Genomic DNA, 252 nt, shown 5'->3' on the forward strand with positions numbered 1-252 from the left:
GGGCGAGGGTTCGGGATCGGGATCGGATACGGGACCCGGTACGGGCTCCGGTTCAGGATCGGGTACGGGCACGGGCCCCGGCACGGGGAGCGGGGGCGCCCAGCAGCACCCGTCGACGCCCACCGACCCGGTGACCCGGCCCGCGGGCACCCCGAGTGCGACCCCGTCGGCCACGAAGGCCCACACGCCTCCGTCCGGGACGCCCACCGCCACCGGCCCGACGCCGTCGACCACGGCCACGACCCCCACTCC

1 pseudogene is annotated in these 252 nt (G+C 77.8%); it reads right to left on the reverse strand.

The features are described 5' to 3' along the window. A pseudogene (locus tag AOK00_RS39625) lies at positions 1–252 on the reverse strand (hypothetical protein); the annotation flags it as partial.

It is taken from the genome of Streptomyces aureus (assembly GCF_001418135.1).
GTDB classification, from domain to species: Bacteria; Actinomycetota; Actinomycetes; order Streptomycetales; family Streptomycetaceae; genus Streptomyces; species Streptomyces aureus_A.